Source organism: Algoriphagus oliviformis (assembly GCF_017254915.1).
Classification (GTDB): Bacteria; Bacteroidota; Bacteroidia; order Cytophagales; family Cyclobacteriaceae; genus Algoriphagus; species Algoriphagus oliviformis.
In genome coordinates, this window is sequence record NZ_JAFKCT010000006.1 from 215,409 (window position 1) to 236,982 (window position 21,574).

General features: G+C 52.4%; 17 protein-coding genes and 1 tRNA gene. 6 read left to right on the forward strand and 12 right to left on the reverse strand.

Annotation, left to right across the window (positions count from 1 at the left end):
- Positions 1-22: 22 nt before the first annotated feature.
- Positions 23-1,282 (reverse strand): c-type cytochrome, encoded by a 1,260-nt coding sequence (locus J0A68_RS15080; RefSeq protein ID WP_206579047.1) that lies wholly within the window; start codon positions 1,280-1,282, stop codon positions 23-25.
- 368 nt (positions 1,283-1,650) lie between these two features.
- Here J0A68_RS15080 and J0A68_RS15085 point away from each other — a divergent pair.
- The 3 genes from J0A68_RS15085 (at position 1,651) to J0A68_RS15095 (ending at position 4,730) form a co-directional block, all read left to right on the forward strand.
- Positions 1,651-1,724, forward strand: a tRNA-Cys gene (locus J0A68_RS15085).
- Between the two features lie 295 nt (positions 1,725-2,019).
- Positions 2,020-2,496, forward strand: a complete 477-nt coding sequence (locus J0A68_RS15090) for a (2Fe-2S)-binding protein (RefSeq protein ID WP_206579048.1) — start codon at positions 2,020-2,022, stop codon at positions 2,494-2,496.
- Complete coding sequence (locus J0A68_RS15095) at positions 2,493-4,730, forward strand: xanthine dehydrogenase family protein molybdopterin-binding subunit (RefSeq protein WP_206579049.1); 2,238 nt, start codon at positions 2,493-2,495, stop codon at positions 4,728-4,730. Before J0A68_RS15090 ends, J0A68_RS15095 begins: the two co-directional genes overlap by 4 nt.
- Before the next feature lie 16 nt (positions 4,731-4,746).
- On the opposite strand, the gene J0A68_RS15100 is transcribed toward J0A68_RS15095, so the two are convergent.
- Together J0A68_RS15100 and rpsA are read right to left on the reverse strand one after the other, a co-directional pair.
- Positions 4,747-5,355: a hypothetical protein gene (locus J0A68_RS15100; RefSeq protein ID WP_206579050.1), complete on the reverse strand. Its 609-nt coding sequence runs from the start codon at positions 5,353-5,355 to the stop codon at positions 4,747-4,749.
- A 207-nt stretch (positions 5,356-5,562) separates the two neighbouring features.
- On the reverse strand, positions 5,563-7,332 hold the full coding sequence (gene rpsA / locus J0A68_RS15105) for a 30S ribosomal protein S1 (RefSeq protein WP_206579051.1): 1,770 nt from the start codon (positions 7,330-7,332) through the stop codon (positions 5,563-5,565).
- Between the two features lie 369 nt (positions 7,333-7,701).
- Here rpsA and J0A68_RS15110 point away from each other — a divergent pair, with 369 nt between their 5' ends.
- Complete coding sequence (locus J0A68_RS15110) at positions 7,702-9,498, forward strand: family 43 glycosylhydrolase (protein WP_206579052.1); 1,797 nt, start codon at positions 7,702-7,704, stop codon at positions 9,496-9,498.
- Positions 9,499-9,609: 111 nt separating this feature from the next.
- Entirely contained in the window at positions 9,610-10,338 is a 729-nt protein-coding gene (locus tag J0A68_RS15115; RefSeq protein ID WP_236025610.1) for a lysophospholipid acyltransferase family protein, read from the forward strand.
- A gap of 77 nt (positions 10,339-10,415) precedes the next feature.
- Here the strand turns inward: J0A68_RS15115 and J0A68_RS15120 are convergent, their stop codons facing one another.
- The 5 genes from J0A68_RS15120 to J0A68_RS15140 all read right to left on the reverse strand — a co-directional run bounded on the left by J0A68_RS15120 (position 10,416) and on the right by J0A68_RS15140 (position 16,548).
- Positions 10,416-11,495 carry a hypothetical protein gene (locus tag J0A68_RS15120; protein ID WP_206579053.1) on the reverse strand — a complete coding sequence of 360 codons (1,080 nt, stop codon included), beginning with the start codon at positions 11,493-11,495 and terminating at the stop codon, positions 10,416-10,418.
- Between the two features lie 277 nt (positions 11,496-11,772).
- Complete coding sequence (locus J0A68_RS15125; RefSeq protein ID WP_206579054.1) at positions 11,773-12,429, reverse strand: DUF2189 domain-containing protein; 657 nt, start codon at positions 12,427-12,429, stop codon at positions 11,773-11,775.
- A gap of 185 nt (positions 12,430-12,614) precedes the next feature.
- Positions 12,615-13,982 carry a pyridoxal-phosphate dependent enzyme gene (locus tag J0A68_RS15130; protein ID WP_206579055.1) on the reverse strand — a complete coding sequence of 456 codons (1,368 nt, stop codon included), beginning with the start codon at positions 13,980-13,982 and terminating at the stop codon, positions 12,615-12,617.
- Between the two features lie 222 nt (positions 13,983-14,204).
- Positions 14,205-15,839, reverse strand: coding sequence for a putative ABC exporter domain-containing protein (locus J0A68_RS15135; protein ID WP_206579056.1), 1,635 nt, complete (start codon positions 15,837-15,839; stop codon positions 14,205-14,207).
- A complete protein-coding gene (locus J0A68_RS15140) occupies positions 15,832-16,548 on the reverse strand; it encodes an ABC transporter ATP-binding protein (protein WP_206579057.1) in 717 nt (238 codons plus the stop codon). Before J0A68_RS15140 ends, J0A68_RS15135 begins: the two co-directional genes overlap by 8 nt.
- A gap of 857 nt (positions 16,549-17,405) precedes the next feature.
- Here J0A68_RS15140 and J0A68_RS15145 point away from each other — a divergent pair.
- A complete protein-coding gene (locus J0A68_RS15145; protein ID WP_206579058.1) occupies positions 17,406-17,828 on the forward strand; it encodes a YcxB family protein in 423 nt (140 codons plus the stop codon).
- Between the two features lie 177 nt (positions 17,829-18,005).
- Here the strand turns inward: J0A68_RS15145 and J0A68_RS15150 are convergent, their stop codons facing one another.
- Genes J0A68_RS15150 through J0A68_RS15165 form a run of 4 tightly spaced genes read right to left on the reverse strand, consistent with a single transcriptional unit; the run spans position 18,006 to position 21,532 of the window.
- Positions 18,006-18,932, reverse strand: coding sequence for an aspartate carbamoyltransferase catalytic subunit (locus tag J0A68_RS15150; RefSeq protein ID WP_206579059.1), 927 nt, complete (start codon positions 18,930-18,932; stop codon positions 18,006-18,008).
- Positions 18,933-18,934: 2 nt separating this feature from the next.
- Positions 18,935-19,483, reverse strand: a complete 549-nt coding sequence (gene pyrR / locus J0A68_RS15155) for a bifunctional pyr operon transcriptional regulator/uracil phosphoribosyltransferase PyrR (RefSeq protein WP_206579060.1) — start codon at positions 19,481-19,483, stop codon at positions 18,935-18,937.
- A 34-nt stretch (positions 19,484-19,517) separates the two neighbouring features.
- Complete coding sequence (locus J0A68_RS15160; protein ID WP_206579061.1) at positions 19,518-21,137, reverse strand: transcriptional regulator; 1,620 nt, start codon at positions 21,135-21,137, stop codon at positions 19,518-19,520.
- Positions 21,134-21,532, reverse strand: coding sequence for an EVE domain-containing protein (locus tag J0A68_RS15165; RefSeq protein WP_206579062.1), 399 nt, complete (start codon positions 21,530-21,532; stop codon positions 21,134-21,136). Before J0A68_RS15165 ends, J0A68_RS15160 begins: the two co-directional genes overlap by 4 nt.
- Positions 21,533-21,574 lie beyond the last annotated feature (42 nt).

Below are 21,574 nucleotides of genomic sequence, written 5' to 3' on the forward strand. Positions count from 1 at the left end.
AATTAGCTAAAAGGATAAGGAATTAATAGTGGCACTTCGCACACTCTAGACCGCCGATGTCTTTGACTTTCAGCGCATCCTTAGAATCCGAGTGAAGTTGAACCAACTTATCATAGTAAGCATTGCCTTCGGTAGCAATCTCAGTCTGTCTGTGGCAGTCTATACACCAGCCCATGGTCAGGGCGCTGTGCTGGCCTACCACTTCCATTTCCTGGATAGGACCGTGGCAAGTCTGGCACTCGATGCCGCCTACCGCTACGTGCTGGGAGTGGTTGAAGTAAGCCAAATCAGGCAGGTTGTGTACCCTTACCCACTCGATAGGCTGGTTGTTTTCCACCGCTGCGTAGATCTTGGCGATCTCGGGAGAGATGCCTTCTTTGCCCTGCACGTTTTGCACGTGGGTGTGGCAGTTCATACAGATATTGGGCGAAGGGATGTTTGCCGAGCGGCCGATCTCCACGCCGGTGTGGCAATACTGGCAGGCGATCTCCAGGTCTCCCGCGTGAAGCTTGTGGGAGTAGGCAATCGGTTGGGTTGGTGCATAGCCTTGCTGCACACCCACGGAGTAAAGGCCGTCGATGGCGGTTTTTGCCACCAAGGCAATCACCAAAGCCGTCACCACTATAATAAAGGCGTCGCTTTTGAAAACCTTGCCCAGATCAGTCTTCTGGGATACGAATTCCTTGTCGTCCTCAGGAAGATCCTGCTTGTTGATGTACTTGGTCAATACTGAGATGATCAATCCCAACACGACCAAGATCAGCAGCAATACAACAACCAAAACACCCAAAATGATGGACAGGTATTCGCTAGGGATTCCTCCGCCCGCTGCCGCGCCAGCTTCACCACCTGCAGTTGCTGCAGCCGCAGCTGGATCGACTTTGTCGCCGTGCTCGATGTAGGAAAGAAGGTTGTTTAGGTCGTCATCAGACAAAAATTCGTGAGCTGGCATCACGGTGTTGCTGTACTCCTTGAAGAGAGCCGTGAAATAGGCATCTCCGGAGCCGATGACCGCCTGGGAGTTTTTGATGAAGCTCTTTACTTTGTCAAGAGGCTGTCTGTCGGTGGCTCCTCTCAGAGCAGGGCCAACACTTTTTGCATCGAGTTTGTGGCATTGCTTACAATTGGCATTGAAGACAGTCTTACCTGCCGCAATCGCTTCTTCGCCGCTGCCGACCGTAGGATCCGCAGCGTAAGCCGAAACCCCAATCAGCATGAAAAGCAGCACTGCCAGCGTCTGGAAACTCAATCGAATCCCTACTAACGAGCGTTTGGATAACATATTATAGCTAATTAAATAGTTTTTAAGGTTCTCTTTAACCCCTGCAAAGGTACTACCCGAGGCCAATTTTTCAAACATGATTTAGGCATCCCAAATTTGGCAGGACTCGCAAAAACAAAGCTCCTATTTATATGATTTTCAATTATTTAAGAGCTTTTTTGAATCCTGAGTTTTATTTAGAATCCTTATAAATAAAAGAATTTTTGAACCAAAATCGTACACCTCTGATAATCAGTAATTCCACCCCGAAAAAAGGCCGGAATCCAAGATATTTACCCAAAATCACAGGAGGGGAATGAGATTATTTTCGGATTTCGGTATTTGATCCAAAAAAGATTAATCCTACATTTGCATTCCGAAAACCGAATGGTCGCGTGGCCGAGTGGCTAGGCAGAGGTCTGCAAAACCTCGTACAGCGGTTCGAATCCGCTCGCGACCTCCAACTGAAAAGCATCCTGAAAAGGGTGCTTTTTCTGTTTCCCGATTTTCCGCAATCTTGCCAGTAAGCGAATTTCCCTCTTCAATCGGGCCTGAAGACCGAAGACCGAAGTAGGGGCCAATTTTAGCGTTCCTTCGGATTGTCGCGGCTGCGTACTGTCATAAAAGCGGATAATCTTTTTCTGTTTTACCCCAATACGCTTTTCCCATCTGGGCGCAGCTCGCGTATCTCTCCTACACACTTCCAATTGCATTTCAGGCCGACATTCCTTAGTTTGATTTCCAAACCACTGAATATCATGTCCCAAAGCATCACTTTACGCGTGAATAGCCAGCGCAGGACTTTTTCCGCAGACCCCGAGGAACCGCTACTCTACATCCTGCGGGAGGAATTTGGCATCAACGGGGCAAAGTACGGCTGCGGACTCCATCAATGCGGGGCATGTATGGTGCTCGCCGACTCCAAGGCTGAACCCACCTGCCTGAGACCCTGTGGGAGTTTTGAAGAAATCGAGATCACTACTCTGGAAGGATTGGCAAAAGACGGAGGTTTGCACCCCGTTCAACAGGCCTTCATCGACGTGCAGGCCGCGCAGTGCGGCTATTGTCTCAACGGCATGATCATCTCGGCGGCCGCGCTCCTCGAGTCCAACCCCCATCCCTCGGAATCCGAAATAAGAGCGGCTCTCAATCCCGTCATCTGCCGCTGCGGCACGCATTCCCGGTTTGTCAAGGCCGTGAAACTCGCCTCCGAAAAGCCAAATCCAGGTCTATGAAAAAGCATCAGCCATCCGACACAGGCCGCAGATCCTTCCTCAAGACGACCGGGCATCTGATGATCGGCTTTAACCTCCTCCCTTTGGCCTTTTGCCAAACGAAAGGAGCCACGAACGAAATCCCCGCCTATCCGGGCATCCCGCTTCGACCCCATGTCGATGGCAAACTGGTCGACTCCTGGATCCGGCTCGATGCGGAAGGCTTTCTTACCGTACTGTCCGGCAAGCAGGAACTCGGGCAGGGAATCAAAATAGCCCTGATCCAGATCGCAGCCGAGGAATTGGACATTTCTCCGGACAGATGCCGCATCATCAACTCAGACACGGGCCAAACCGCCAATGAGGGCTTTACAGCCGGCAGCAACTCGGTTGAGGGAAGCGGAAAAGCCATCCGCAATGCGGCGGCCGAAGCGCGACGCTATCTCTTGGCTATGGCGGCCGAAAAATGGAGCACCAGTCCGGACTCGCTTTCCGTAACAAACGGCACAATCAAATCCCCAAAGGGCGATGAAATCAGCTACTGGAAACTCCTGGAGGGCAAGCACCTCGAAGGCACTGTCACAGGGACCGCCCCCACCAAGGCACCGCGAGACTACCGCTACGTGGGCCAGTCCCTACAGCGGGACGACATCCGAAAGATGGCCTTGGGAGAACCGCACTTCGTCCATGACCTGCGGATGCCCGGGATGCTGCACGCAAGAGTGCTCCATCCCCCATCCTATCATGCCAAGCTGGAGTCACTAGCCCCTACCGCAGTGGAGTCCATGCCCGGCGTTGTCAAGGTGATCCGGGACGGAAGTTTCTTGGCCGTGGTGGCAGAGCGGGAATACCAGGCGGTAAAGGCCCGAGAAATGCTAAAGTCCCTGGCTGTCTGGAGCGAAGTCCCCCTCCGACCACTACCCCGAGAGTTGGCTGAATCGATGACCACTTCACTGGGCAAGGTGGAGGAAGTGCAGATGTCCCCCGGAATCGCCGAAACCATCAAAAGTTCCACTATCAGCCTCCAGGCGGAATACTTCCGCCCCTACCACATGCATGCTTCCATGGGGCCTTCCTGTGCCATTGCGCTTTGGGAGGAAGAGCTGCTGAGCGTCTGGACGGCCACGCAGGGAGTCTATCCGATCCGGGCGACCCTGGCCGATCTCTTTTCCCTCGATGAGGAAAAAATCCGATGCATCGGCGTGCCTGGCTCCGGCTGCTACGGCCAAAACGGAGCCGACGACGTCTCCGGGGAAGCCGCCCTGATCGCCAAAAAACTGCCCGGCCGACCGATCCGCCTCCAATGGATGCGGGAATCCGAGCACCAATGGGAGCCCTATGGAACTGCCATGGCCTTTCGGCTCGCCGCCGGCATGGACGCTGAAGGCAAAATCCTCGCTTGGGACACCACGCTCTGGTCGGACTCCCACAGCACCCGTCCAAACGGCCGCGCAGGAAGCTTTGTCTCCGCCCGGCACCTCGACACACCCTTTGAGTTTAGGAAAGGGGGATTTTCCGCAGGCTCCTATCGCAACGGAATCCCGGAGTACAGCATCCCCGCCAAGCAGCTGCAGCTGTATAACTTCGCCGGGCCGCTGCGCACTTCCTCCCTTCGAGGCCTTGGAGCCTACGCCAATACCTTTGCCATGGAGTCCTTTCTGGATGAATTGATCCACAGGGCGGGCAAAGACCCGATCGAGTTCCGCCTGGAAAACCTGGAGGACCCGAGGGCTAGGGCCGTATTGGAGAAACTTGCGGAAAAAGCGGACTGGAAATCCAGACAAAAAACGGCACTTAACGGATTCGGTATCGCTTACTCGCGGTACAAAAATTCCACTTCCTATTTTGCCGCGCTGGCTGAAGTTGACATCGACAAGGCCAACCAAACCTACCGCCTCAAAAAACTCACCGGAGTGATCGACTCCGGCCTGGTGATCAATCCGGATGGACTCCGTAACCAATGCGAAGGCGGCATGATCCAGTCGGCGAGCTGGAGCATGCTGGAAGAGGTCCGCTACGACGGCAATGGTATCATCAGCGAGAACTGGAGCAGCTACCCCATCCTGAGGATGATGGATGTGCCCGAAGTGGAAGTCCATCTCATCGATCGGCCTGACACGCCACCCATGGGTGCCGGTGAAGCAGCCATGGGCCCTGTCGCCGCAGCCATCGCCAATGCGATCTTCGACGCGACGGGAAGCCGAATCAGAGACCTACCGCTTAAGGCTGAAAAAATCGCTTGGAATACGCTGTAAAAGTGACCGAGCCTGGCTAAAAACTATAGCCTAACCCAAACTGCAAACCGAATTCCTGGAGGAGATCTTTGTGGTGATTGTCGTTTTCAGGCCTGTCAAATGGCATTACCCCATGACGCTTGTAGTGGGGAAAAACGGAAAAGGTGAACTTGTCGGCGCGGACTTTGCCTCCCAAGCCAACCAGATAGCCTAGTCCGCTTTGCTCGTCAAAATTGTTTCCCTCGGAAAGCTGAAAGTCGACCAGAGGACCGGCAGCGACATACAGAAACCTGGTCAGTTCATATTCGGCGTACACAGGGATGGAAAGCATGCGGAAATCGGGATTGTGCGCGTAGCTGATCGACTGACAATTGACACAAGGGGGTAAATTGGGAAAGTATTCGACCGTACCATAGGCGTAGTTTATCCCCCCATTTAATCGAAACTTCCCTCCTAGTCCTGAAGAAACCATCACCCCAAACTCCCTGAACCTCTCCATCTCCACAGAGCTCGCACCCACTAGTTCCGCCTTGGGTCCGGTCAGCGTGCCTGAAAAGCCAAAATAGCCCTTTAGCTCCAGCCCGTTTTGGGCAAAAGCCACTACCGAATTCAAAATCAGGAAAATCGCAAGCAGGTTCTTTTTCATAGCCTCATTTCTTGATCAAATGGAGTTCGTTAAAAATATAAGGACAAAACGAAACCCCAAATCGAAGCGCTACAATTACCTACAGAAAGACCTGTCATGAATTCGAACCCTGACAGGTCTGGGCAACAAAAAAACGCCGACTTTGCAGCCGGCGTTTTTACTATTGGAGGTAATTCGTCTTGATTCTAGTATCTAGAATCTGACGTCTTACTTTTTGCCTTCCATTTTCTCTTTCAGTTCGGCAAGAGCGTCGATGTCACCCAAAGTTGATTTCTCAGCTTGAGCTGGCATTTCTACTGATTCGTTTTTCTTACCACCGGTAGCAGCAGCTTTCTTAGGAGCTTTTGCTTCTTCTCTGAAGGTAGCGGTGTGGGAAAGAACGATACGCTTGTCGTCCTTGGAGAATTCGGTCACTCTGAAGTCCAGAGACTCACCTACTTCTACTTGGGAACCGTCTTCTTTCTCGAGGTTTTTGGAGGTAGCAAAACCTTCCAGACCGTAAGGAAGCTCAAGAACGGCACCTTTGTCGTTTTTGGAGTTCACAGTACACTTGTGGATAGATCCTACAGGGAACACAGTCTCGAAAGTATCCCAAGGGTTTTCTTCCAGCTGCTTGTGGCCCAGCGCCAATCTTCTGTTGTCCACGTCCAGTTCCAAAACCGCCACGTCCAGCTCGTCGCCAACTTTCACGAATTCGGATGGATGCTTGATTTTCTTGGTCCAAGACAGGTCGGATACGTGTACCAGACCGTCGATGCCTTCTTCCAATTCCAGGAACAGGCCGAAGTTGGTCAGGTTTCTTACCACACCTTTGTGCTTGGTACCTACCGCGTACTTGGTTACCATGTCTTGCTTGGTCCAAGGATCTTCGGTCAGTTGCTTGATACCCAGAGACATCTTTCTGTCGTCTTTGTCCAAAGTCAACACCACAGCTTCGATCTCGTCACCTACTTTCACGAAATCGGCTGGGTTTCTCAGGTGCTGAGACCAGCTCATTTCGGATACGTGGATCAGACCTTCTACACCTGGAGCCAGCTCAAGGAACGCACCGTAGTCAGCTACGTTGACGATCTTGCCCTGTACTCTGGAGCCGATCTCAAGGCTAGAAGCCAGAGAATCCCAAGGATGGGCAGTCAGCTGCTTCATACCCAGAGAGATTCTTCTCTTGTCGTCATCGAAGTCAAGGACAACGATCTGTACTTTCTGGTCAAGCTGCAATACCTCCTCTGGGTGGTTGATACGACCCCAAGAGATATCGGTGATGTGAAGGAGACCATCTACACCACCCAAGTCGATGAACACACCGAAGTTGGTCATGTTTTTGATCACACCTTCGAGGACTTGTCCTTTTTCCAGGTTGTTGAGGATCTCTGCTTTTTGCTTCTCGAGGTCTTTCTCGATGAGGACTTTGTGGGAAACTACTACGTTATCGTTAGCGTGGTTGATTTTCACCACTTTCACTTCCATCTTCTTACCTACATAGATGTCGAAATCTCTGATAGGCTTCACGTCGATCTGAGAACCTGGCAAGAAGGCTTCTACACCGTAGATATCTACGATCAGACCACCTTTGGTTCTTCTCTTCACCAGACCTTCGATCACGCTGTCATTCTCAAGAGCGCTCTCGATGTCTTGCCAAGCGCGAACGATCTTCGCTTTCTTGCGGGAAAGGATCAACTGACCCAGGGCATTTTCCTGCTCTTCGATGAATACTTCCACTTCGTCGCCTGGCTTGATGCCGGCTACGTCACGGAATTCAGAAAGAGGCACCAAGCCGTCTGACTTGAAACCGATGTTGATGATGACATCCTTGTCATTTACTCCTACTACCACCCCTTTGATCACTTCTTTTTCAGTGATCTCGTTCAAGGTGCCAGCATACATGGCTTCCATCTGAGCTCTCTGCTCTTTGGAGTAACCTTCGCCGAAACCTTTGGTGTCGAACGCTTCCCAGTCGAATTCTTTTGTACTAGACATAGTTGTTTTTGACTCTGATTAGCCTCAGTCGTAGAGTCATCCGACTGAAGTTTTGTGGTTAGAAATCAGCGCCTTGGCTACTGCAAGACACGCCGCTCACCCGAACGGACTGCAAAGGTAGGGATTTTATCGGACTACAGCTACATATTAATCAAAGCTTTCTCTCCCCCAGACCGGGCAAAGCCGGGCCTGAAAACCAAAAAACCACGGCCTATTCATACCGCTTGGGGACAGAAGAAGCGCCAAAGCGCAAAATTTCCCGCTTTCCAAACGGCAGTTCTTTAAATTTGCAGCTAGGCAAAGACGCCAAGCGTAGCCGAAATCGGCCTGATCTGCCTAAAAACCAGACAATACCCCCTGTATAAACCCATGAAACTCAAGGCGACCATCTTCCTTTTTCTTGTCCTCTCTTCCCTGAGCGCCCAGGAAATCGTCCCCAAAACCTACATCAATCCCCTCGACATCGACTACACCTACATGGTGTACAATTCGGCCCGAAACATCTCCTACCGCTCCGGAGCCGATCCCGCCGTGGTGGAGTTTCGCGGGGAATACTACCTCTTTGTCACCCGCTCCTTTGGCTACTGGCATTCCAAGGACCTGATCAACTGGACGTTTATCAAGCCGCAGCAGTGGTTTTTCGAAGGCAGCAATGCCCCTACCGCCTTTAATTATCGGGATTCCCTCGTGTACTTCGCGGGAGATCCGGCTGGCTACGGCAGCATCCTCTACACCGATGACCCCAAGAGCGGCAAGTGGGCTCCCACCGCCTCCATCACCAACAACATCCAAGACTCCGACCTCTTCATCGATGACGACGGCAAGACCTATCTCTACTGGGGTTCGTCCAACGTCTACCCGATCCGGGTCAAGGAACTCAACAAAGACGACCGCATGCTGGAGACCGGTGTCAAAGCCGATCTGATCAACCTCGACGAGGAGCTCCACGGCTGGGAACGCTTTGGAGAAAACAACTTCCACCCCACCTTGAAAGAAGGCTATATGGAAGGTGCGGCCATGATCAAGCACAACGGAAAATACTACCTGCAATATGCCGCTCCCGGCACCCAGTTCAATGTCTATGGCGATGGAGTGTACATCGGCGACTCTCCCCTGGGACCTTTTACCTACATGAAGAGCAACCCCATGTCCTTCAAGCCGGGCGGCTTCAGCAATGGCGCTGGACACGGCATGACCGTGAAGCAGACGAATGGGCAATACTGGCACTTTTCAACCATGGCCTTGGCTTCCAATTCACACTGGGAGCGCCGATTGGCCATGTTTCCGACCTACTTTGACGAGGAAGGCCTGATGCACTCCGACACGCACTACGGGGACTATCCGCGCTTTGCGCCCAGCCATCCCGACAAGGCTGGCCAGCACACCGGCTGGATGCTGCTTTCGTATCGGGGAAAAGCCACCGTCTCCTCCTCCAAGATGCAGATCCGCAAAAGCACTTCGACGGATGATGAGTTTGAAATCACCGAAATGCCCTTGGTGAAAAACGAAGCTGGACAGATCACCTCCGAAGTCCTCACCGACGAGAGCCCGAAGTCATTTTGGGTAGCCGAAGCCAATGACGACGCCCAGTGGGTGCAAATCGAACTGTCCGCCCCCGGTAAGGTCTATGCGATCCAGCTGAACTTCCACGACCAGGAGAGCGGCATCTACACCCGGGTGGAAGGACTCCGCCATCGCTTTGCCTTGGAAGTCTCCCAGGATGGAAAAAACTGGCAGACGGTCGTAGACCGCAAAAACAGCTACATCGATGCGCCCAACGCCTACCTGACACTGGAAAAACCCGTGACGGCGAAGTACGTCCGCTACTCCAACGTCAGCGTGCCCGGAGCAAACCTCGCCCTTTCCGAAATCCGCGTTTTCGGCCTCGGCTTGGGCAAAAAACCAAATCCGGTGAAAGGCTTTGCCGTGCAAAGACAGGAAGACCGAAGGGACGCAGCGCTATCGTGGAAATCCGTAGAAGGTGCCCAAGGCTACAACATCCGCTGGGGAATCGCCCCGGACAAGCTTTACCATTCTTGGCTGGTCTACGGCGACACTTCCCTGTTCATGAGAAATCTGGATCGGGATACCCCCTACTATTTCACCATTGAGGCATTCAGCGAAACCGGCATCTCCGAAAAGACCGCCGCGATGCGGGTGGAGTAGGCCACCTGGTGCCAGAGCGGCAGGCTAAAAAGAAAAAGGTCCCGCAAAAGCGGGACCTGCAAGCAAAGAGTTAAAGGATAATTACGAACCCAAAAGTAACGAATATTCCGGATGATCAAGCTCTTCCAGTGGATTTACACACTTTATTCGGTTTTGATTTTCGTGGTGCTGATGCTCCTGTTTGCATTGCCCATACTGCTGCCTCTGCTGGTCAGCGAGCGCGGGGACAAGCCCGCTTTCTTCTTCATCCGGATCTGGGCCAGTAGTTGGTCGTTTCTCTCTGGCGTGCGCTATGAGGTGCATGGGCTGGAAAATATCGCCCGCGACAAGGCCTACATCTACATCTTCAACCATCGCTCCTTTGTAGACGCTCCAGTCATTCCCATGACTATCCCGCAGGAGATCCGGGCCATCGGCAAAAAAGAGCTGTCCAAGATCCCCGTCTTCGGCACCGTGATCGGTAGGCTGGCCGTATGGGTAGACCGCAGCGACGCCGAGTCCAGGCGACTGAGTCTGGAAAGGCTCGTCCAGTTTCTAAACCAGGGAAAGTCCGTCGTGGTCGCTCCCGAAGGCACGAGAAACGACTCCCAAGAAACCCTCCTCCCCTTCCAAAAGGGCGCCTTTCGCCTATCCGTCGATACGGGAACGCCCATCCTTCCCATGGCGATCATAGGAGCGGACCGGGTCATGGCTCGCGGCTCCCTCTTGCTTTCCCCGGGAAAAGTCAGGATCTATTTCTCCAGCCCGATCACAGCACCCCCGCCCTCGGAGACGGCTGTCGGAGACTTGATGGAAAAAAGCAGAAACCGCTTGGAGGCGATGATTCTGGCGCATGAGTGAGTTTGCGCTACAGAAGCCAATTCACGACTAAACTGTCCGCATAAAGGTCAATTTTCCATTAGGAAACAACTCGAATGTTAGAAGCTCAACTCCCAACCAATCCCCATACTCGGATCAATCGATTCCACTTTTTCGGCCCAAAAATCAGCTTCTTCTTTCACAAAAAACCCACCGTTGGTAGACACATAAACCGACCCATTGAATAGCTCGACATCCTTGACTTGAATCCCCTCCAATCCTTTATTCTCCAACTCTACCAGACGAATCTTGGAAACGTCCCTAAAATCCTTCAGTTCAAAAATCCGATCCTCCGCAGTCCAGACGACTACCCGATCCTCCAAAAATTTAAAGCGGAGGAAACGGTTTACCGTGGCGATCCTCACCAACTCAAATGGATTTCCCGACTCGGAGTAAAGCAAGCCATCCTCATCCGACACAAACAACTCACCCTGTGAACTACGCTCAACACTATACAAAACAAACCTTTCCAACCGGTTTTGGAGCAGATCAATCCTGCCGTCTTTTTCTATCTTCACCGAGGTCTGGACACCATCCACATTTATCGAAGCCAACCACCCCTGCTCAAATGGAAAAGCGGTGATGATTTGATAAATAGGCTTCATCTCCTTCTCGATGGCAAAGCCCAAGGGGATTCGTCTCAGCACCGGCTGATCTCTATCCAAGACCAGCCCGCCCTCGGTGCCGCTCATGTTGAGCTCCAGCAGGAATACACCTTTCCCCGCATCCTCTCGGCTTGCGTCCAAAGGCAGTTCCCAGCTGCTCAAAAGATAGTTGCCGTTCAAGGAGAAATTGGGCACTTCGGACCAGCCTCGCATAAGCAATAAGTCACCCTGCAGGTCAGGGATGTTAAGCGCGTTCAAGTAGATGATTTTGTTGGAAGCAAAACCGATGTTGGGAAGGAATATCAAGGAGCGCCTGTTTTCCGAGACACCCACCATGAAGTCTTTGGTGAAAATATGCCCAAATCTCATGTCATAGTGTTTCGTGCCGTACTGGACCTGCGTCCCAGTCTTGTCAAAATATCCCGGAGTAACAATATTGGAATAGTATAGGCGGTCATCGATCACGTCCATCCTGCCTACGTCCGCCCTTCCGAAGTTAAAATTCATCACTCGTTCGAAGGATACCGCTTCCATTTCAGGGATTGGTTCAATCACATCTTCACTGCATGATTGCAAAAAAGACCCCATGCACATCACTCCAATTCCAAAGGCTACTGTCTTGACTCTACCCGAAAACTTTTCCAATAAATCTCTCACTCTTTTACTAATTATTTATTTGCCCAAAACTCACTTAAATCAACAATAGTTTGTTGAGGGTTGTGATGAAAGGCCAGAAACCCCTTTCAACGGACTGTTGTTTTGTTGTTGGTTTAGACCGACTTTCAGCTACTTTCTCGCGAAGTCGCTTCGGCTAAATCCCAGGCTCGTGGGTAGGTTCGGGCTCCGCAAGCGCGTCCTGTGTCAGCTCCTCAAAAACCGCATAGATCGCATAGTAGCTTACCGGGATCGTCACCAGTATCCCTACGAAAAAGAACAGGATTCCCAGTATGTTGAGCACCAGCAGCACCAGCACAAAGCCGAAAAACTTCCACCAGTTCATCGTGATCAGCTTTCGGCTCAGCTCCATGGAAGTCCAGAAATCCGTCCCAGAATACAGCGCGAAGGGAATCGCGAACGTGAACGCCACCGCCAGGTAAATGCCCGGAAGGATCAGCGCCAAAATGCCGAAAAAGGTCAAAATCCCCGACACCAGCGAAGTCACGATCAAGATACCCCAGTAGGAAAATCCGTCAAAAAAACTGGAAAACTGAACCTCCACTCCCCTGCTGATGCGGTTGGCCACCAGGAAAAAACCGGCGGTCAGCGGAGGGGAGATCAGGATGCTGACCAGCAGGCTATACCCCTCGAGGTAAAAGTTGGGTATCCCCTGAATCGTAAACACGAGCAGGGAAAAGGCGATAGAAATGAGAGGCTGGGCCTTGAAGTATTCCCAACCCTTTTGGATACTTTCTTGGATACCAAACTCAGGGTATTGCTGAAACAGCTTTTGAATCTGTGATGGGGACATTTTTTAGAGCGTAATCATCCGTATTTCGGTCAGCTACGGACAAACTGGAACATATGAAATTAGCTTCATCAATCAGGTCGGAAGACCGATGACGGAAGACAGAAGTGTGCTATTCAGCAACGATACAACTTTTGCACCGTGCCACCGAATTTTTCAATCTTCCAATTTTAAAATTTTCTAATTCCTTACTTCGTAAACGCCTCCAGGATATCGTGCTTGGTAATGATGTGGATGTTGTCCATGTTGTCCCTCACGAGGACGGCTTTTTCCTTTTCCACCATGGAAGACAGCACGTCGAGCGTGGAGTCCAGCGCGACAAACTTCATCGGACCTTCCATCACTTCGGAGACCGCACCGTCTTTGAGCGTGGGGGTTTCGATGATTTTGGAAAGGAGCTTGTTGTCCGTGAGGCATCCGACGACTTCCTCGCCATCCAGCACGGGAATCTGGGAAATGCTGCGTCCGTTCATCAGCGCGATGGCTTCCTTCACGGAGTCATCCTTGTTTACCGACAGCAAGTGGTAGCTGCCGCTGCGCTGGGAGATGATATCCCTCGCGGTGGAGAAGGTTTTGTCTTCGAGAAAGCCGTGGTTGCGCATCCACTCGTCATTGTACACCTTGCCGAGGTAGCGGGTGCCGTGATCGGGCAGGATGATGACCATGCGGTCGCCCGCTTTCAGGTTTCCTTTGGCCCACTCCAGCGCGCCGTGCACGGCAGATCCGCAAGACCAGCCCACAAACAGGCCTTCCTCCCGCGCCAGTCGGCGGGTCATCACGGCGGCGTCCTTGTCGGTCACTTTGATAATGTGGTCGATCAGGCTGAAATCGACGTTTTTCGGCAAAATATCCTCGCCTATCCCCTCGGTCAGATAGGGGTAGATCTCCTTTTCGTCAAAGATGCCCGTCTCCTTGTACTTTTTGAAAACGGAACCATAGGTATCGATCCCGACGGTGACGACAGCCGGGTTTTGCTGCTTCAGGTATTTGGCCGTGCCGCACATGGATCCGCCGGTGCCCACGCCCGCGGCATAGTGCGTGATTTTGCCGTCGGTATCCTTCCAGATCTCCGGCCCGGTAGTCTCGTAGTGGGCGGCGGTATTGGAGAGGTTGTCGTATTGGTTGGGGTAAAAGGAATTGGGAATGTCGCGGTTCAGCTTCTTGGCCACCGAGTAGTAGGACCTGGGATCATCCGGGGTGACGTTGGTCGGGCAGACGACCACTTCCGCCCCCACAGCCTTGAGGATGTCGATCTTTTCCTTGGACTGCTTGTCGGCCATGGTAAAAATGCACTTGTAGCCTTTGGCGACGGCGGCGAGGGCCAAGCCCATGCCCGTATTGCCACTGGTCCCCTCGATGATGGTACCGCCTGGCTTCAGGATTCCGGCCTTTTCCGCATCCTCCACCATCTTCACGGCCATGCGATCCTTCATCGAGTTGCCCGGATTGAAGTATTCTACCTTGACCAAAACCTCCCCGGGGATGTCTTGGGCTAGCTTGTTTAGGCGGATCATCGGGGTATTGCCGATGGTGTCGATGATGGAGTTGTAGATCATGGTCAGTTATATTTGGATGGGTTAAAATTAAAGGAATTTTTCAGCACGCAGCGAAACTCTCTCCCCGAAGCCAAATAATATTTCGTGAGTCATCGGGATTTTTCAGCAGCCCATGAAGGACAGGCCTTTGCGAAGGGCACTCGTGAAAACCGATAGCCGACCAGAGACTGCTTCGCTCGTCCCTCACTCGCAGTGACGTCCCGGCTGGTCTTGCACACCGTGTCAAACTTCCTTGAACTCGATCCGCTTCAGCACATCCAGGGTCACATGGAGCAGGATCGCCGCGATGAAGGACAGCCCCAGCACGGCCGTAAACAAAGTCCACACAAACTGCTTGGTAGCCAAAAACGCCAGCACGCTCAGGATGATCGCCGGGATGATCCCAAACAGAAAAATGCCCCCGATCATGACCGGCTTGATCAGCTTGCGATCCCAGCCCTCGTCCAAGCCGACCTGCGGGATGAGGTTGATGGCAAAGCCGATGAGATAGCAGACCACCATCCCTGCGAGAAACAAGGGGATCAAGCCCAGACTCAACTGTGCCAAAAACACCGAAGGCAGGATCAAAATCCCCGAAAACACCAGCGTCTGCACGATATCGAGCTTGATCATATTCCAAAACTTCGCCCCCCAGCTTGCAGGGATCAGGATGAAAAAGGGCTTTTTCAGGTCCCCGATATTTGCCCTGCTAATACCTGCCATGAAGTAAAAAAAGAGCATAAACAGCAGGTAGAAGTAAAAGACCTTGTGGGAAAACCAGTCAAAGTTGGACAGGCCTGCCAGCACGATGCCGATCAGCGCCATCCCCATGGTGTAGATCCCAAACAGGGGATGAAAGTCCTGTCGGCTGCTGTGCACGTAGTTCCGCCAATACAGGGCTTTGGCCCCCACCCCGAAGTCCGGCAAAGCCAGCTGCTTCTTGGCGTTCAGACTGTAGGCATCCTCTCCGATTTCCTTTTTCCCCCGGGCCTTTTCGAGCTTGTCCTCGTTTGACTTCGTCGCTTCCAGCACGTCCTCATAATAGTACCCGGAAAACTGGATGACCAGCTTCACCACGGTGAAGTAAGCCAAGCCATACAAGGCGACGTAGGCCAATGCCAGCACCAGATTGCCATGCGTGGCATAGCCCATGATGCCCCGACTCCATCCTACGAGCGGAAAGAGGTCAAACCAAGGCGAGGCTACCCATGCAAACATGCCCTGCCAGAACTTTTCTGCAAGAAAACCCGGCACCAAAATCATCAAAGCCAAACCTATCCCCAGCCCCACGATGCCGCCCCGGATGTAGTCCATCACTCCATACTTGGTATGGAGCGTGTAGATCAGGAAGCGGATCGGGAAAACCATAAAGAAGAACAGCGCAAATCCCAGGACGATGAAAACCGAGTTGGCCAGATTGAGGTCCAGCTGGCTGGCGACCTGCCCGGCGCCATAGAGCACAAAAAGGATGGAGCCGCCCAGGGCCGGAAGGATGGAGCGGGCCATGTAGTACAGCAGCAGGTTTTGCGGCTTCACCGGCGCGGTGAAAAGCAGGTTCACGTCCGCCATCTTGAAAAAGCTCACATTCGTCTTGGTCGCCCGGTACAGCTGAAAAACCAGAAAGCCCAACGCCAGGATGGTGATCCCCCCGACCACGTTTTGCAGCGCAAAGTCAGGCTGCGGAATACCGTCCACCCCAAGCTCTTCCAACTGACCCACGCCCGCGCTGCTTCGCTTCGTTCGTTGGGAATAGACGAAGGCGATGTAGCCGAGCATGGCGGCGTAGGGGATCAGCCGCAGGGGATTGCGCAGGATGAGCTTGAGGTTGTTGACCAGAATCCGGAGATCCTTTCGGAGCAGGAGCTGGATCTCAAACATCTTTGGTCATCTCTAGGAACAGGTCCTCGAGGGAGGCTCCTTCGGCCTGCTCGGCTTGCTGCTTCAAGTTGGCTATGGTATCGTTGCCGATGATGCGGCCGTCCTTCAGGATCATGATGCGGTCGGCGATGGCCTCCACGCTATCGATCAGGTGGGTAGAGACCAGGATGGTCTTGCCGGACTCCTTGAGGGTTTTGAAGATCTTCTTGGTGTTTTTGATCGCCTTTGGATCCAGCCCGATCATGGGCTCGTCAAAAAAAAGCAACTGCGGATCCGGCAGCAAGGCACAGCAGATGGAGACCTTTTGGCGCATGCCCTTGGACAGGTCGCGACCCAGCTTGTTGGCCTTGTCGTCCAGTTCAAATAGCTCCAGCAGTTCCTTGGCCCGCCCTTGCCAGTCCCTGACCCCATAGGCCTGGGCGATGAACTGCATGTGTTCATTCACGGTGAGCAGGTCATAGACATAGGGGGTCTCGGGAATGTAGCTGAAGAAGCGCTTGGCCTCCACGCTGAGGTGGTCGTATCCGCCGATGCTGATCTCCCCAGAGGTCTTGCGGAGCAGGCCGACGATACACTTCATCGTGGTGCTTTTCCCGGCGCCATTTGGCCCCAGCAGGCCGACTACCTCTCCCCCGTCGAGATGGAAACTGATGTCATCGACCGCGTTTTGCTTGCCGTAGGTCTTGATCAGATTGGTAACTGTGAGCATGAAAAATTCCTTTTGCGATTTTCAGCATAATATCGGCATGCTCCAAGGAATCGGGGAGAAATGTGGGGAGGTTGGAGGTCAGGAAGTAGGGAGGCTAGGAAGTTGGGAGGTCTGGAGGTCGGATGTTTGTTGAGCTCGGATGGTGAGCTTGTCGAAGGAAGATGTCGGGAAGTAGGAGGTTTGGAAGTAGGGAAGTTGAAAATCCCGGTTAGACATGATTATGCATAGGGGCGTAGCCTTCTTCGTAGGAAATCTGACCGTCGGGAGTCAAAGGGGCGTAGCCCTGACATAGCCCATCGCGAACTACAGCACGGGAAAGATCACAGCGCTACGCGCCTATATGAAATCACGCTATGAAACTCCGCTACGAAGATCCTAGGGCTACGCCCCTAAATGCAAACTAAATAGCCCGCGGTAGGTGAGCATGTCGATCCTAAGCCGTGGGCTATTTAGGATTTTTACCCTTCGCTCCGCGTATTTCGTACCTCGTACTCTAAACTTCAGATTTATCCTTTTACCTTGCTTTGACCTTTCGATTTCTCGCCTCCGAGGTTAGACAAAGTACTCAAATGGGCACTTAGAAGCGAGGCTTGCCAAACAAAAAATCTCGGTCAGTAGCGAAAAAGAACCGCTCGATTTGCAGAACTCTGATATCTTTAGGACAAAGATCCCTATTTCTTTCAGAAGCTCCTAGCTTTCAGGCGAGGTGATGGGGTACTTTCCACGAAGCACTACTACAAACCAACCGACATCTGAGATTCATGTCAAGCGCAAAGAACCCCATTACGGTAACGACCCAACTAACATTCGAAGATTACAAGAAAATAAACTTCTACTTTCTATATAGGAAGCCAACAATGAAGTTCGGCTTAGTGTTTGGATTATTTATGCTTCTGTGCATTTTCATTCCATATGCGGCCAAAATCCCTTTTTGGACTGAGTTCCCGATCATTCCTTTTGCCATTGCATTTACCATGACTTTTATTCCGCCTTTTTTGATTTTGCGATCTGCGAAAAAGAACTATGAATCAAACAAAATGTTAAGTGGAGAGACTGAATATGAATTCACCAAGGATTTCATTCGCACTTCAGGAGAGTCATTTGATTCAAAAATGTATTGGAAAAAACTGCACGAGATAAAATTGACAAGGAGTTGGCTGTTGATTTGGCAAAGCAAGGAAATTGCCAACGCTATACCAAGACGTGATGTTTCCGATAGCCAAATCGCTCTGATAAAAGAGCTGGTCAAAGATGTAAAAGAGTTGAAAAAGAGTTTCTAGCTGTAAACACACCGACTAATTCCGGAGCTCAATCCCGAAGGGATTGCATGTTTATAGCAGGAACGGGCAATCATCCATACGACCCCTGCGGGGTCGAATGAAATTTACATCTGTCGGTTTCTATAAACATCTGACCCGTTCCGGATCGTTGCCAATTCAGAACCTCGTCCTTCCGACCTATCCCTTCACCCCAGCCAGTAGGTACAGCACCGCCATGCGGACGGCGACGCCGTTTTCGACTTGGTTGAGGATGATGGAGTGCTCGGAGTCGGCTGCGTCTGAGCTCAATTCCACGCCTCGGTTGATCGGGCCTGGGTGCATCACGACGATTTCCTTGTTCAGGGATTGGAGCATCTTTTTGTTGATCCCGTAGTAGAGGGAGTATTCTCTCAAGCTCGGGAAATATTTGATCTGCTGGCGCTCCAGCTGGATGCGGAGCACGTTGGCCACGTCGCACCATTCCAGCGCCTTCATCACGTCCAGTTCCACTTTCACGCCCAGACTGGAAATGTATTTTGGCAGGAGCGTGATCGGTCCGCAGACCATCACTTCGGCTCCGAGCTTTTGCAGGCAAAAAATATTGGACAGGGCCACCCTGGAGTGCAGAATGTCGCCAATGATGGCGATCTTTTTCCCCGCCAAGTCTCCCAGCTTTTCAGTCATGGAGAAGGCATCTAGCAAGGCTTGGGTAGGGTGCTCATGCGTGCCATCTCCGGCGTTCACGATGTTGGCAGAGATGTTTCTGGAGAGAAAGTGCGGCGCTCCCGGGCTGGCGTGGCGCATGACGACCATGTCCACTTTCATCGCCAGGATGTTGTTGACCGTATCCACGAGCGTTTCGCCCTTTTTCACGGAGCTATTCGCCGAGGAGAAGTTCACCACGTCGGCGCTAAGGCGCTTCTCCGCCAGCTCGAAGGAGAGGCGGGTGCGGGTGGAGTTTTCGAAGAAAATATTGGCAATGGTAATGTCGCGGAGGGAGGGGACTTTCTTGATGGGCCGGTTGATCACCTCCTTGAAATTGGCCGCTGTTTCGAGAATCAGGCGAATATCTGTCTCAGTGACGTCTTTGATTCCAAGCAGGTGTCTGGTGCTGAGTTGCGACATGTTTAACTTTTAACTTTCTCTGTGATCCAAATTGCATCTTCCGCATGGTCCTGATCGGCCCATTCCACTACCACATGCTGGCTGTCGAGGGTATTCACCTTGGTGCCAAAGTAGTCCGGCATGATGGGATAGTCCCGCGTCAGGCGTCGGTCTACCAGCACCATCAGCTCTACCTTTGCCGGCCGCCCAAAGGCGATCATCGCGTCCATGGCAGCCCGCACGGAGCGGCCCTTGTAGAGTACGTCGTCGATGAGAATGACCTTTTTGCCCTCTACCAAAAAATCGATCTTGGTCTCGTTGGCTTTCAGCGGAAAGTCCCTGCGGCGGAAGTCGTCCCGGTGAAAGGTCGCGTCCAGATAGCCGGAAGGCACCTTGATCCCCGAGATCTCCTCCAGCAGAGCAACTACTTTATCCAATAGAATTGGGCCGCGTGGCTGGAGTCCAAGGAGTACGGTATTTTCGAAATCGTCGTGATTTTCGATGAGTTGGTAGCAAAACCGCTTCAGAGTGATGGCGATCTGCTGCTGATCGAGTACAAGCCGCTTTTGCATGTGGTGGATTTGGGCGTAAATATAGAAAATAAAACTAGTCCCGGGCCTCCTCAGGCTGGTACAAATCCCCGTCGACGAGAATTTTGCTCATGAAAAAGACCGTCCGCTCCTCGGCCTGGTTGCTGGCGTTCAGCCCCCGAATGCTCTGCTGGCCGGTGAGTATGAAGTAGCGGTCGTACCAGTGGACCAGGCGGAGCGTTTCGAAGTCGGTGTAGTTGATCCGCTCGTTTTCGTTGGGCAGCTCCAGCTCAAATTCCAGGTGCTCAAAGACTTTCTCCCCGTTTCGGAAAAAACTGGCTTTGATCAGGTCGTTTTCCGCATAAAGGTGGTAGAGGTCATCGCCCACGATGGCGATCTCGCCAAAAGGCTCCGGGTAGGTCGTGACAAAACCGTCATAAGTCGCCGCGTTGTCCCACAGCACGTGGCCCTCCTTGGATACTTTCACAAAATGCGCCGACTCGTACTGGTACTCGTTGATCGAGGCAAAAGTCTGGATAGGCGTCGTGTTGGGCGATATGAAGGGATCCATGTAGTAGGGAGCGTAGCCCATGCGGTTGATCCGGTCGTAGCGATAGGTGTTGGTAGAGGTCCAGCCTCCAGGTCGCCTGCCCCCGTTGCTCACGATGTTTACCTGGTCAAAATAGATGTAATAAGCATCCTTCACCTGCCGCACGTCCCGCACGGCATAGGTATTTCTGATCAGGGGGATCTTGGACTTGTCCAGCTCCTTCATCACGGATTCGTCCCGCTTTGACTTTTGCTTTTCTGGGAGATAGTTGAAAAAATTGGGGAAATCCTCCAGCGTATAGAGTTTGAAACCATATTCCCCAAACTCGTTGATCTCCATGATGTACATGCCTTGATAGGCGCTGCGGCCGTCCAGACCATAGGAACCGATCATCACCTGCTGGTAGTTTTGGTCCGCCAGCAGCATCCCGTCGAGGATCTCCTGATCTTGGGAGCCAAACTGGTCCACCTTGATCTCCCGGACCAGGTTGCCCAGCATGTCAAAGGTGAGAATGGACGTCTCCCGGTTTTTGTATTGTCCACGGCGGCTGATCACCACCTCCAGCGCCTCCAGCTCAGGCATCTTTCGGATCTGCAGCACTTGGGTATTGTTGCCATACACGCCCTGCACGGTATGGATGCTCTTGGTATCCAGGTCAAAAATCTGCAAAACCGGCCTGCCCTCCGCATTTCCCATGAAGACCGCCTTTCTGTTTTGCACCAAAAACTCCACCAGTTCTATGGCCAGGAGGTTTTCGGCGGGAAACTCAAAGCCTTGGTTGGACTCCAGGTTCACCTGCAAAATGTATTTGTCGGCGGTGCTGGAGTAGCCCTTGGCCATGAGCACAAAGAGATTGTTTCCCTCTGTGTCATAGCCGACCATTTCGTAGCCCGGCCTCATCTCCAGCTCGACCAGCCCCTTGGACTTGAGGTCGAGGTCGGAGACGAAAAACTGGAAAGTCTTTTTAGCGGAAAATCCCCTCCCCTGATGGGAGCGAAAGGACACCAAGCCCTCCTCTATCCGCATCATCTCAAAGGTGGGGTCATTGGGCTCCCCCTGCACCTCAAACCGCTCCGTAAACTTCACCTGGGCGAGCAGCGGGGAGGTGCATAAAACCAGAAAAAGGACGATCAGATAGTTTTTCATTTGCCTAGGCCTAGTATCACATTGAACTCATCTTTGGTCACCGACATCACGGAGAGGCGGGACTGCCGCAGCATCAGCATCCCCGAAAGCCGGTCTTCGGACTTGATGGTTTCCAAGGTGACCGGGTTTGCCAGCGCTTGCTTCATCTTCAAGCTCACGGCCACCCAAGCCCCATCTTTGGGATCGGGAAACGCTTCCTGCGACACTTCGGCTACTCCCACCACGGCCTTGTCCTTGCCGCTATGGTAGAAAAGCACTGGATCGCCGAGCTGCATCTCTTTCAGAAAGTTTCTCGCCTGATAGTTTCTCACCCCGTCCCACACATCTTCGCCATTTTTCGTAAAATCATCCCAAGAGTAAGAGTTGGGTTCTGTCTTGACCATCCAGTAGTTCATGTTTTGGTTATTTGGTTATTCTGTAAAATTAAGTAAGTAGTG